Annotated in this window: 10 protein-coding genes; 6 read left to right on the top strand and 4 right to left on the bottom strand. The window is 55.6% G+C overall.

Features of this window, described 5'->3' with window-relative positions; all coding sequences use genetic code 11:
* Positions 1-54: 54 nt before the first annotated feature.
* Positions 55-1839, bottom strand: a complete 1785-nt coding sequence (locus FYJ35_RS03400; protein ID WP_205839689.1) for an ABC transporter ATP-binding protein — start codon at positions 1837-1839, stop codon at positions 55-57.
* The gene (locus FYJ35_RS03395) at positions 1836-2321 is read right to left on the bottom strand and encodes a MarR family winged helix-turn-helix transcriptional regulator (protein ID WP_205839688.1); all 486 of its coding nucleotides are present in this window, start codon (positions 2319-2321) and stop codon (positions 1836-1838) included. Before FYJ35_RS03395 ends, FYJ35_RS03400 begins: the two co-directional genes overlap by 4 nt.
* A 312-nt stretch (positions 2322-2633) precedes the next feature.
* On the opposite strand from FYJ35_RS03395, the gene FYJ35_RS03390 reads away from it, so the two are divergent.
* The 6 genes from FYJ35_RS03390 to FYJ35_RS03365 all read left to right on the top strand — a co-directional run bounded on the left by FYJ35_RS03390 (position 2634) and on the right by FYJ35_RS03365 (position 11314).
* Positions 2634-3815 (top strand): MalY/PatB family protein, encoded by a 1182-nt coding sequence (locus tag FYJ35_RS03390; RefSeq protein ID WP_154523366.1) that lies wholly within the window; start codon positions 2634-2636, stop codon positions 3813-3815.
* 78 nt (positions 3816-3893) lie between these two features.
* Positions 3894-4466: a 5-formyltetrahydrofolate cyclo-ligase gene (locus FYJ35_RS03385; protein WP_154523362.1), complete on the top strand. Its 573-nt coding sequence runs from the start codon at positions 3894-3896 to the stop codon at positions 4464-4466.
* A 206-nt stretch (positions 4467-4672) separates the two neighbouring features.
* Positions 4673-6409: an RsiV family protein gene (locus FYJ35_RS03380; protein WP_205839687.1), complete on the top strand. Its 1737-nt coding sequence runs from the start codon at positions 4673-4675 to the stop codon at positions 6407-6409.
* A gap of 72 nt (positions 6410-6481) precedes the next feature.
* Positions 6482-7435, top strand: a complete 954-nt coding sequence (locus FYJ35_RS03375; protein ID WP_154523127.1) for a lactate/malate family dehydrogenase — start codon at positions 6482-6484, stop codon at positions 7433-7435.
* A gap of 70 nt (positions 7436-7505) precedes the next feature.
* Positions 7506-9500 (top strand): ABC transporter ATP-binding protein, encoded by a 1995-nt coding sequence (locus tag FYJ35_RS03370; RefSeq protein WP_154523360.1) that lies wholly within the window; start codon positions 7506-7508, stop codon positions 9498-9500.
* Positions 9497-11314, top strand: coding sequence for an ABC transporter ATP-binding protein (locus FYJ35_RS03365; RefSeq protein ID WP_154523124.1), 1818 nt, complete (start codon positions 9497-9499; stop codon positions 11312-11314). The genes FYJ35_RS03370 and FYJ35_RS03365 overlap by 4 nt, the downstream gene beginning before the upstream one ends.
* 49 nt (positions 11315-11363) lie before the next feature.
* Here the strand turns inward: FYJ35_RS03365 and FYJ35_RS03360 are convergent, their stop codons facing one another.
* On the bottom strand, positions 11364-11750 hold the full coding sequence (locus tag FYJ35_RS03360) for a VOC family protein (protein WP_154523121.1): 387 nt from the start codon (positions 11748-11750) through the stop codon (positions 11364-11366).
* Complete coding sequence (locus FYJ35_RS03355; protein WP_205839686.1) at positions 11737-12480, bottom strand: MBL fold metallo-hydrolase; 744 nt, start codon at positions 12478-12480, stop codon at positions 11737-11739. Before FYJ35_RS03355 ends, FYJ35_RS03360 begins: the two co-directional genes overlap by 14 nt.
* Positions 12481-12555: the final 75 nt, after the last annotated feature.

The following is a 12555-nucleotide window of genomic DNA, read 5'->3' as shown; positions in this document are numbered from 1 at the left end:
GCTGCCTGAACGGCCTGGGTCTGAACGGCTGTTTGATTCTGTGCTGCTGCCATCTTACGCATTCCTCCCTTCCTGATTCTGTGCCCCTGTCTGCGTTTCTGTCTCGTCCTGCTGGGCACTGCGGGTCTGGGAGTCGTAGACCTCCCGGTAGATGCCATGCTTTGCGAGCAGCTCCTCATGCGTACCCTGCTCAACGATGCGTCCGCCGTCCATGACGATGATGTTGTCGGCATCCTGGACGGAGGAGACGCGCTGCGCAATGATGATCTTCGTGGTGTCCGGAATCTCCTCGCGGAATGCCTTGCGGATCAGTGCGTCTGTCTTCGTATCGACGGCGGAGGTCGAGTCGTCGAGGATCAGGATCTTCGGCTTTTTCAAAAGCGCCCTGGCGATGCAGAGCCGCTGCTTCTGACCGCCCGACACATTGGTTCCGCCCTGTGCGATTATCGTCTGGTATTTGTCCGGAAACTCCTGGATAAAGCTGTCAGCCTGTGCCAGCTCGCATGCATGGCGGATTTCCTCATCTGTGGCATCCGGGTCTCCCCAGCGAAGGTTCTCGCTGATCGTACCCGAGAACAGGACGTTTTTCTGCAGAACGCAGGCAACCTGATCGCGCAGGACTGTGAGGTTGTACTTCCGGACATCCTCGCCGCCGACGCTGACGGATCCCTCAGACACATCGTAGAGTCTGGAGATCAGCTGTACGAGGGACGATTTTGATGAGCCGGTTCCGCCGATGATGCCGAGCGTGGATCCGGACGGAATGTGGAGACTGACATCGGACAGCGCATATTTTTTGCTGCGGTCTGAGTATTTGAAGGAAACATGGTCAAAATCCACGCGGCCGTCGGCGACCTGTGTCAGTCCATTTTCGGGTGAGGTGATCGTAGCGTCGTAGGAGAGAACTTCCGCGATACGTTCCGCCGATTCCTCGGCGATCATACACAGCACGAAGATGAAGGACAGCATCATGATGGCAACCAGGATCTGCACACCGTAGTTAATCAGGGACGAAAGTTCGCCTGTGGTCAGCGCGGAACCCTTCGTGGAGATGATCAGGCGGGCACCGATATAGCTGATCAGGGTGATGGAGGCAAACACGCAGGCCTGCATGGAAGGCGTGTTGAAGGCCAGAATCTTCTCAACATGGGTGAAGTCGTGCCGAACCTCCTCCGATTCCTTGTGAAACTTGTCCTTCTCATAGTCCTCCCGTACGAAGGACTTGACCACGCGCATCCCCTGGATGTTCTCCTGCACGCCATTGTTCATCGCATCATAGCGCTTGAAGATGCGGACGAAGATCGGATGCGTCTTGATCGCGATGCCGAAGATAATGATTCCCAGAATCGGAATCATGACCAGGAAAATCAACGACATTTTTCCGTTGATGGAAATGGCCATAACAACCGAAAAAATGATCATCAGTGGCGCACGAAAAGCCCCGCGTACCAGCATTGCGAAGGCGTTCTGGACGTTCGTGACATCGGTTGTCATGCGGGTAACCAGGGAAGCCTCCGAAAAGCGATCGATGTCGTGGAAGGAATAGGTCTGTACGCGGTCAAAGATGTCCTGCCGCAGGTTCTTTGCCAGCCCGCAGGAGGCCTTCGAGGACTCTGCTGCGGCTGCTGCTCCGAAGAACAGGGAGATAAATGAGATGACCAGCAGCCACACACCGTAGTACACGACTGGCTGGATGGACCGTTCTCCCATGTGGTCGATGAGCTTTGCCATCAGGAACGGGATGATGACTTCCATGATGACCTCGCCCGAGACCAGCAGCGGGGAGAGGATGGATTCCCGTTTGTATTCCCGAAGGCTTTTTGCCAGTGTCTTGATCAAAGCTGTTCCTCCTTCTGAGTCTGATTGGGACGGATCGTTTTTGCCGGAATTGTGTCAGGATTGTTTCCAGATACATTGTCCAGCAGCTTGTGCAGAAGGCGCCTGAGCTCGACAGCCTCCTCGGGTGTAAATCCGCGCACAAGCTCCTGCTCGGCCTGCCGTTTCTGTCGGATGGACTCGTCCCGGAACCGGTCGGACTTTTCCGTCGTCCGGACGATTCGGCCACGGTGGTCGTCCGGGTTGACCTCCACCGTCAGAAATCCCTTTTTCTCCATGCGGGAGATGATGCCGACGACCGTCGGGTGTGAAACCTGGAGATGCGTTTCGATTTCCTTCTGCGTCACGGCACCGCCGTGCGTATGGATGAAAAACATGGTCTGAAACTGGCTCATGGTCAGTCCGGATTCCTTCAGGCGGGTGTCCGCCTGGTTTTTCAGCCGTTCGCCTGCAATTTTTATCAGATGGCCGATATCATCGCACACACCACAAAGTCCTCCTTTCTGAGATGGAATCTGCAGCAATATACAGTCAGCATCGGCTGCAGATCGCTCCATATATGTAGCACGCTACAATTAAAAACGAACCTATTATATGCCTCATTTTTCAGAAGTGTAATTGTGAGATGCTCCAAAATGTAGCACGCTACACAATGAAAGCGGGGACATTCTGCACAAGGCCGGATCATCTGTGTCAATTTCTTCGCGCATTGGGGAGAGCATCCATGTTATGATGAAATAAAAGAAGGGCGGCTGCACCATTGGCCGGTACATACAAGAACAGACGGAGGATTGATGATGGCGGAGAGAAATCTTGATTTTGACACATTCGTTGACCGCAGAAATACAGATTGTCTGAAATATGATTTCGCAAAGCGCAGAGGCCTGCCGGAGGATGTACTCCCACTCTGGGTCGCAGACATGGATTTTCGAACCTCGTCCTATGTGGAGGATGCGCTGGTGGAGCGCGCGAAGAACGGTGTGTTCGGCTACACTGAGTCCGGGGAAGCTTATTTTCAGGCGGTTGCCGGCTGGATGGAGCGCCATCACGGCTGGGGGATTCATCCGGAGTGGCTAATCAAGACGCCGGGTGTTGTGTTCGCTCTGGCGATGGCGGTCAGAGCCTATACAAGGGAAGGCGATAACGTCCTTATTCAGCAGCCCGTCTACTATCCGTTCAGCGAGGTGATTCTGGAGAACGGGAGAAATGTGGTCAGCAGCGATCTCTACCTGGGGGAGGACAACCGCTACCACATCGATTTTGACGATTTCGAGCGCAAGATTGAGGAGAATGACATCGGACTGTTCCTGATGTGCAGTCCGCACAATCCGGTCGGAAGAGTCTGGACGCGCGATGAGCTGATGAGGATCGGGGAGATCTGCGTCCGTCACAACGTGATTGTCGTCAGTGACGAGATCCACAACGACTTCGTTTTTGAGGGGGAGCACCATGTCTTTGCGACGCTGAGCCCTGAGTTCGAGCAGATCTCGGTCGTCTGCACGGCGCCCAGCAAGACCTTCAATCTCGCAACGATGCTGCTGTCGAACATCTTTATTCCGGATGTCCAGCTGCGGAAGCGCTTTCTGAGGGAGGTCAGTGCAGCAGGAATGAGCCAGCTGTCAGCCTTTGGTCTGACGGCCTGCCAGGCGGCATATGAGCACGGGGAAGAGTGGTATCAGGCGATGCTTTCCTATGTAAAGGGAAACATTGATTATGTGTATCGCTACGCACAGGAGCATTTTAAAAAGATCAAGGTGGTTCATCTTGAGGGAACCTATCTGCTGTGGCTGGATTTTCGCGGGACAGGGCTGTCGTCCGGGGAGATAGACCAGAAGATCATCTACGAGGCAAAGCTGTGGCTGGATTCCGGAAAGATTTTCGGGAGCGCCGGAAGAGGCTTTCAGCGGATCAACACTGCCTGCCAGCGCGCGACCCTCGAGGAGACGATGGAGCGGATCAGGAGAACTTTCGAAGCGTAAGCCGGCGCAGCAGGGTTGTGATTGTACCACGCAGCCAATAAGACCTGCGTCAGGCAATGTCAGGGGGCGTGAGTGGAAATGGATGAGGAGAAGAAGACCATCCGTGCGCAGATCCGCAGGCTTCGCGCGCAGATGACCCGGGAAGAGATCGGGCAGCGGAGTCTGGAAATCTGGCAGAGGGTCCTGGAGAGCGACGCGTACAGAAGCTGCAGTGTCATTTACATCTATATGAGCCTTCCCGGGGAGGTAGAGACCAGGACACTGATTCAGCGGGCCTGGGAAGACGGAAAGAAGGTCGCCGTGCCGAAGACCGACCTGGAGAAAAGACAGCTCCACTTTTACGAAATCAGGCATTTTGGACAGGTGAAGCCCGGTGTGATGGGGATCCTGGAGCCGTCGGAGGAAGAGGGAGCCAGGCGCGCGCCGGATCCGGATGGGGCTGTTCTCATGATCATGCCGGGGGTTGCCTTTGACAGACGGCGCAGCCGGATCGGATACGGTGGCGGGTTCTACGACCGGTACCTGGAGCTTCATCCGCATCTTCAGACGGCGGCGGCAGCCTTCGATTTCCAGATTCTGGACAAGGTGCCGGCCGGCGAACATGATAAAAAGCCAGACTGCATCTATACGCCCTCGGAAGTGATCCGGTAACGGCGGAGATACAAGAACACAACAGCACAAGAACACAACAACACAACAATATAACAATACAAATATCACAACATGAGGCTGCTCTGGCGACTGGCACAGGGTGGAAAAACTGGTATCGAATGGAAGAAAGTGAGGAGATGGGAGACAGGCCGGGCGTGATGCCTGGGCTGCTCACAGAGGGCAATCGAAGAAAGGAGAGAAGGGAGATGGCAAACAGAAAATGTGCGGGCCGCCTGATCGCGGGAGTTCTTTGCGCAGGACTGGCGTTCTGGGAATTTGGGACGGGACCGGCAGCAGGCATCCTGGCGTTCGCAGGGCTGACAGCCTATGGTGCGGAATCAGACGCGGAGGCCGGCGCTGAGATAAAATCTGAGACGGATACGGAGGAAGATGTGGAGTCAGAAGCAGGGACAGAGACAGCCCTGCTGCTTCACCCGACGATCCGAAGATACTTCATGTATGCCAGCGGGCAGCAGAGCGGGGAGGAGCTTCTGGCCCGGATTTCATACCCGGAGATTCATATTCCGATGGAGGAGGCGCGCTTTTCTGCACTCAGCAGTGCGCTCTCTCAATACAACAGCGAAAAGAAGGTGTCCTCCCTCGAGGCGCTGAAGACACTGACAGAGTCCGCAAAAGAAATCCACCAAGATGGCAATACGGATGTTTCCTGTTCCCAGGAATGCGAAGCTAAGATTGCCAGGGCAGACGGGATCGCTTTCAGTATTGTGGAGAACGACTCCAACTATCTGGGAGGCGTTCACGGTTACTATGAGAAAACCGGGACAGCCTATGACAGCAGGAGTGGACAGCTTCTGGCTTTCACAGACGTGGTGCAGGACTGCGATGCGGCGGCAGCCCGTGTTGTGCAGAAGCTCTCCCAGGAGTATCCGGAACTGAGCTTCCCTCCGGAGAAGGAAAAGCTGGCCTCTTCCATGAAGCAGAGGGATGCCGGACAGGATCAGTCGGTCTTGTTTCACTGGTATCTGACCCCGCTTGGCGTGAACCTTGTCTTTCCGCCTTACACGCTGGGATGTTATGCGGAGGGGCAGCAGGAGATCCAGCTTTCCTTCGAGGAGGATCCTAGTCTGTTTCACTCCAGATACAGCCAGGTTCCGGAGACATTCGTTGTTCCATTTGATCAGGATACGGGCATCCGGGCGGATGTCACAGGAGATGGGGCAGTTGACCGCATCACTGTCGGCGGCGAGATGGACGAGACAGGGGCGTACAAGGATCTTACCGTCAGCGTGAACGACCAGGCGCTGACGCTTTCGGATTTTCCATATTACAGCACGGAGCTTTATCTCATCAGGTCGAACAGCCGCTATCAGCTTTACGCCTTCTGCAAGTCGGACAATGATTACCAGATCCTGAAGGTCTTCTCGCTTGGAAATGGAGCACCGGCTGAGCAGACGCCGCCTTCTGCAGACGAGGGGCGTCTGGACCCGTATAATCTCGGCGTGAGATCGATCGAAACAGATAACGGGAGTGAGACGGCAGAGATCGGCCAAAGCGGCAGCTATGAGCGCGCATACAGTGATGAGACGAATGCGCTGACCGATCCGGGCAGCATGCTGCTTTCGACCCGGATGGATGCCATGAGCACCTACCAGGCCTGCAAAGCCTATACGGCTGAAGCGGGATATCCGGTCAGCAGCGATCCATACTATCAGGCAGACGCAGATAATATCCGGCTGACCCTGAAACAGGCGGCTGAGTTTGAGACCGTCTCGGAAAGTGGAGAGCAGACAGGAAAGGCATTCTACCCGGAAGGTACTGTGTTCACGATTCTGCGGACGGATGGCGCAGGGACGGTGGATCTGAAGCCTGCAGCAGGAGAGGATAAAATTGCACGGGTGAGCGGCGACTTCTCTGACTGGCCGCAGCAGGTGAGCGGATTCGAACTGGAGACACTTTTCGACGGAACCGTGTTTGCAGGGTGATTGTTTTGCGAAACCGTTCTATAATACCGGCTGAGAAGACGTAATTTGGCTGTCTGAAGAGGAGGAACAGAGATGTCTGTGAAGTCTGGTAAGCTCGTGATCGTCGGAGCAGGAAAGGTTGGAAATGCGGTTCTGGATTCGGTTCTGCGTTTGAGCATCATCGATGAGATCGTGGTGATCAACCGAAACCGGGACAAGGCACTGGGAGCGGTCCTGGATGCCAGTCATACGACCGCATTTGAGTACAGCACCAATACGAGCATCCGGGTCGGCGACTATCCGGACTGTGCGGATGCGCAGATCATCGTGGTGACGGCGGGGCCAAGTATTGTCAAGGGTGAATACGACAGGAGCATTCTGCTGAAGCGGAACATCGAGGTGATGAATGGGGTCATGGCGAACATTACCCGGTACACGCGGGAAGCCATCCTGATCATCATATCGAACCCGCTCGATATTCTGACGTACTATTTCCAGAAGAAATACAACTATCCGGTAGACCGGATCTTCGGAACGGGGACGCTCCTGGATACCGCGCGCTTCAACAAGATGTTGGGCGATCTGTGCGGCGTCGATGCCAAGAATGTGACCGGGTTCGTTCTGGGCGAGCACGGGGAGACGTCGTTCATTCCGTGGAATACGGTCAATATCGTGGGGGTGCCGTTTCAGGAGATCGGCGAGAAGTTCAAGCCGTCTGTTCCCATCGACAAGGAGAAGCTTTTGAATGAGACGAAGGTGATCGGTCCGGAGATTGTCCAGCTGAAGGGGTATACCAGCGCCGGGGTGTCCCTTGCGGCCTGCCGCCTGATCGGGGCAATCGTGCGAAATGAGCGCTGCGTCGTCCCCGTTTCCACTGTGCTCCGCGGGCAGTATGGCATCGATGATGTCGCGATGAGCATGCCCTGTATCATTGGAAGCGATGGAATCAGCCGCGTGATCGAACTGACGCTCGACGAGGAAGGCAGGAGAGACCTGGAAGTCTGCCACGCACACCTGAGGGAGCTTCTGGAGTCGGTCGGAGCATAAGGAAAACAAAGACTTGTATATGGATAAAAGGAAGCAATCAATACAAACGAGACAACAGAATCTGAGCACCATGCAGTACCCGACGAGGTGGAGCATGGTGCTTCATTTCCTGCGGGGATCAAAGAGATGGTTTGCTGCCGCGATTTTCAGCGCCTGCGTGGTATCTCTGCTTGATCTGGCAAACCCGAAGATCATTGGCTTTACAGTGGACTCCGTAATCGATTCGGGAAGCGCCTCCGTTCCGTCCTGGCTGTCCGCCTTTGTGAAGGCAGCCGGCGGAATTGGAGGAATCAGAAGGCATCTGTGGCTGATTGCGGTTCTGGTGGCAGGTGTCGCTGCGGTGCGGGCGGTATTTCGCTATTTCTTTGAGTTTTTTAACACGAAGGGGGCGGAAAAGCTGGTCAAGACGATGCGGGATGATCTGTTCGGACACATTCTGCACCTGCCCTACGCATGGCACAGCGAGAATGCGACCGGCGATATTATCCAGCGCTGCACGAGTGACGTCGACACAGTCAAAACGTTTCTGTCAGACCAGCTGTCGGCGCTGCTGCGCACCCTGATTCTGATGGGGCTGTCGCTGTTTTTCATGTTCCGGATTCATGTCAGGCTTGCTGCGGCGGCAGCCGTCTTCATCCCGGTGATTGTCCTCTACAGCCTGTTCTTTCACAGCCGGATCGGGGCGGCTTTTGAGAAGGCCGACGAGGAGGAGGGAAGGCTGTCCACGATTGCGCAGGAGAATCTGACAGGTGTCCGCGTGGTGAGGGCATTCGGACGGGAGCTCTATGAGTGCCGCCGCTTCGAGGAGCAGAACCGGATCTACACGGGATACTGGGTTCATCTGATGAAGGTACTGTCCATGTTCTGGACGAGCGGGGACCTGGTTTCATATCTCCAGACGCTGGTTATCCTGGTTTACGGTTCATATCTGGCTGCGTCCGGCCGCATCACGGCAGGGGAGCTGATCGCATTCATTTCTTACAATGAGCTGCTGAACTGGCCGATCCGTGCCCTTGGCCGAACCATTGCGGAGCTGTCCAAGACGGGCATATCAATCGACAGACTTCGATATATTATGAACGCTGAGGTGGAACAGGACGCTCCGGATGCCGTCTGCCCGCCGATGAACCGCGATATTGTGTTTGACCATGTGAGCTATGCATATGAAAACGGGCAGGGGGAGGTGCTGCGGGATGTATCGTTCCGGATCAGGGGCGGAAGTGTTTTCGGAATCCTTGGTGGAACCGGCAGCGGGAAGTCGACACTGATGCATCTTCTGGACAGGCTTTATGACCTGCCGGAGGGAGACGGGAGGATCCTGATCGGGGATACAGATATCTCGAACATTCAGACAGCCTATCTCAGACAGCATGTCGGGATGGTTCTGCAGGAGCCCTATCTGTTCTCAAGGACTCTGTCAGAGAACATCGCCATCACACAGAAGCGTGTGGTGCTGGACGAGGTGCGCCGGGCGGCGCGGACCGCGAGTCTGGACGACACGATTGAGCATTTCACGAAAGGATACGACACGTACGTCGGCGAGCGGGGGGTGACACTCTCCGGCGGACAGAAGCAGCGCACGGCGATTGCGCAGATGCTGATCCGGCAGCCGGAGATCATGATCTTTGATGACTCTCTGTCCGCCGTCGACGCCGAGACGGACGCGAAGATCCGGGAGGCGCTGAAAAAGCGGACGGCCGGCAGCACGGTGATCCTGATCTCCCACAGAATCAGCACACTGATGCATGCGGACAGCATCCTTGTCCTGGATAAGGGAAGAGTGGCCGCGCAGGGAACGCATGGTGAGCTTCTGGAAATGAACCCGATCTACAGGAGAATCTATCAGCTTCAGATGCAGGGTGCCGAGGAGATGCAGGAAAATAGCCCTGAGGAACGGCAGCCGGAAGGACAGCAGTCCGGCAACCGGCAGGATCCGCAGGAGAATGACCCTGAGGAATGTCAGCCGGAAGGACAGCAGTCCGGCAGCCGGCAGGATCCGCAGGGGCGGGAGACAGTTAGTGGAAAGGCGCGGACGGAACAGAATGGAGAGGAGGCGCGCAGATGAAGGAAGACAACAGGGTTCGCCATCCGCTCTTCGGATTTTTGAAAATCCGTCCCTATGTGCGGGCATACAGACGCACGATCCTGACTATGGTGCTGTGCGGCGCCTTCGTCTCGATGATCGATGCCGTCTACCCGCTGTTTAATCGGTATGCGCTGGATCATTTTGTAGCGGGAAAGACGACGGACACGATGCTGCAGTTTGTTCTGCTCTATGTCCTGGTCCTGATGGTTCAGGTGGTCACGAACTTCACCAGCACCTATTTCAGCGGGAAGGTGGAAATGTCTGTGGACAGGGATCTGCGCGATGCTTCATTTAAGCACCTGCAGGAGCTGTCCTTCTCTTACTTCAACCAGAACAATGTCGGGTACATCCACGCGCGCGTGATGAGCGATACGGGCAAGATCGGGGAAATGACGGCCTGGAGGCTGATGGACCTGGTGTGGAATGGGTCCTACCTGATCTTTATGATGATCCTGATGCTCGTCATCAACCGGCGGCTGTTTCTCTGGCTGCTGATTCTGGTTCCGATTGATTTCTTTCTGATCTGGCTCTTCCAGAAGAAACTGATTGTTCTGAACCGGAAGATCCGGGAGCTGAATTCGCGCATCACCGGGAACTTCAACGAGGGGATTACAGGGGCGCGGAGCATCAAGACGCTCGTGGTTGAGAAGCGGATGCAGGAGGATTTCGAGCAGGATTCCGAGGAGATGCGTCGCGTGTCTGTCGGAGCCGGACACTTCAGTGCGATGTTCATCTCGCTCGTGACGTTGATGGGATCGACAGCGCTGGCTCTGGTTCTCTGGAAGGGCGGCCAGATCACGATGGATGGAGTCATCCGGATCGGGACGCTTTCCGTCTTCATGAGCTATGCGCTCTCGATGATCGACCCGATTCAGCAGATCGTTGTCACCATCAGTCACCTGATCGGAATTCAGGTCAACATCGAGCGGTTCTCCAGGCTGATGGAGGAGAAGCCGGATGTGGCAGACAGCCCGGAGGTTCTTGCAAGGTACGGCGACATCTTTCATCCGAAGAAGGAAAACTGGGAGCCGATTCATGGAGACATCGAGTTTGATCATGTGGACTTCCGCTACCCGGACGGGGAGGAGTATGTTCTGAAAGACTTCTGCCTCAAGGTGCCGCAGGGGACTAATGTCGCCATCGTCGGCGAGACAGGAGCGGGCAAGTCGACACTGGTCAATCTCGTCTGCCGGTTCTACGAGCCGACGCGGGGGAGGGTACTGATCGACGGGCGCGACGCCAGGGAGCGTTCGCTTCTGTGGCTGCACAGCAGCATCGGATACGTACTGCAGACACCGCATCTTTTTTCCGGAACGGTCCGTGACAATCTCCGGTACGGCAATCCGGATGCGGACGATGATGAGATCTGGAAGGCGTTGAAGCTGGTGTCGGCGGAAGACGTCGTCCGCAAGATGGACAAGGGCCTCGACTCGGAAGTCGGAGAAGGCGGCGACCTTCTCTCGACAGGAGAAAAACAGCTGCTTTCATTTGCGAGGGCGCTGCTGGCAGATCCGAAGATCCTTGTGCTGGATGAGGCGACCTCCTCGATCGACCTGATGACGGAGCATAAGATTCAGGATGCAATCAGAACGGTCATCGCCGGGCGCACAAGCTTTGTTGTGGCGCACCGGCTGTCCACGATTGTCGGGGCGGATGTGATCCTCGCTGTAAAGGACGGGAAGATTGTGGAGCAGGGGACACACCACGAGCTGATGCAAAGACACGGCTACTACTACGAACTGTACACCCGGCAGTACGCCGACATGGCGGCAGACCTCGCCGCAGGAGGCTGAGCGCGCCTGATCCGCGCAAGCGACCGCTCCGCAGCGGCAAAATCACGCCTCACTCCTTCGTCCGAGCGGCCATGTAAGCGCCGTCCGGGACAATCTCGATCCAGTATCCGTCCGGATCCTCCAGAAAGTAGATGCCCATCGCGGTGTTCTCAAAGCAGATCCAGCCATTCTTCTTGTGATAGGCATGTGCCTTTTCGAAGTTGTCGGCGGTCAGGGCAAGGTGGTATTCCTGCTCGCCCAGGTCGTACGGCTTTGTGCGGCCTTTCATGTATGTCAGCTCCAGCCGGAACCCGGTTCTGCCGTCGCCGAGAAAGACGATCGTAAAGTCCGGCTGGTCATTTCTGGAAATCTCCTCAAGCCCGAGGGCGTCATGGTAAAATTTTAGGCTCTCCTCCAGGTTTTTCACGTTAAAGTTGAAATGATTAAAAGTAAACATTCTGTACTCCTTTCATGAGGGGATCGCTTGCGAAAGCGTGCTTCGCGGATGCGATGTCTGCGTTTTCGTGCATCGGGTAGATGGCGTCAGCGCTGCAGTACCGGAGAAAATCCCGGATGCCATACCCCGGCTCCTTCAGCCTCAGGTCATAGGGGATCATGGCGGCAGCAAAATGTGTGCCTTTGATCCGCGAGAGTTCATCGTGATAGAAATGAGCCAGACGCCGGTCATCTGCATCGCCGTCCCACCACCAGTTGTTCAGGTCACCCGCATGGTAGAGACTGCCTTCCGGTGTCCGGACCACGAAGGCGACACCGAGGTCGTTGGAAGCCAGCGTATAGACAGAAAACAGTGTGGACGGTGCAAGAGAATCCCGGCTCATACCGGGAGCATTCTGAAGAATGAATGCCTGGCCGGCTTCAGATGACGCGGAAGCTTCGGACACCAGTGACTGGTGCGGACGGAGAAAGAAAAGTCTGCGGCTGTCTCTCAGGTCCGGGAAGCGTTCGTCAATCAGAGGTTTCATGTCCCAGGAGAGGAGATAGGCATCAGCGTCCAGACCGAAGATGTCCGGATTATAGTGATCGCCATGTGAATGGCTGACGAACACATAAAAAGGCTTTCTGTCGTCTGTGCGCGCGGGAAGCGTTCCTTTCCACCAGTCAAACAGAAAGTCCGCCTGCTCCGTTTCAACGAAAAAACCACTGTGAAAAATATGTGTAACCTGCATGAATCGACACCTCACGAAATCATTTCGCAGTCGGAAAGGTTTCCAACCGTCCATTTCCATGATTGTAGGGCATAC

The sequence above is a fragment of the Porcincola intestinalis genome, from assembly GCF_009696445.1.
Taxonomy (GTDB): domain Bacteria; phylum Bacillota; class Clostridia; order Lachnospirales; family Lachnospiraceae; genus Porcincola; species Porcincola intestinalis.
This window is presented reverse-complemented; position numbering and strand designations above follow the sequence as displayed.

Excerpts from the sequence above, each read along its gene's own strand:
- FYJ35_RS03390 (WP_154523366.1), top strand. The coding sequence starts at position 2,634 with ATGGCGGAGAGAAATCTTGATTTTGACACATTCGTTGACCGCAGAAAT.
- FYJ35_RS03385 (WP_154523362.1), top strand. The coding sequence starts at position 3,894 with ATGGATGAGGAGAAGAAGACCATCCGTGCGCAGATCCGCAGGCTTCGC.
- FYJ35_RS03380 (WP_205839687.1), top strand. The coding sequence starts at position 4,673 with ATGGCAAACAGAAAATGTGCGGGCCGCCTGATCGCGGGAGTTCTTTGC.
- FYJ35_RS03375 (WP_154523127.1), top strand. The coding sequence starts at position 6,482 with ATGTCTGTGAAGTCTGGTAAGCTCGTGATCGTCGGAGCAGGAAAGGTT.
- FYJ35_RS03370 (WP_154523360.1), top strand. The coding sequence starts at position 7,506 with ATGCAGTACCCGACGAGGTGGAGCATGGTGCTTCATTTCCTGCGGGGA.
- FYJ35_RS03365 (WP_154523124.1), top strand. The coding sequence starts at position 9,497 with ATGAAGGAAGACAACAGGGTTCGCCATCCGCTCTTCGGATTTTTGAAA.
- FYJ35_RS03360 (WP_154523121.1), bottom strand. The coding sequence starts at position 11,750 with ATGTTTACTTTTAATCATTTCAACTTTAACGTGAAAAACCTGGAGGAG.
- FYJ35_RS03355 (WP_205839686.1), bottom strand. The coding sequence starts at position 12,480 with ATGCAGGTTACACATATTTTTCACAGTGGTTTTTTCGTTGAAACGGAG.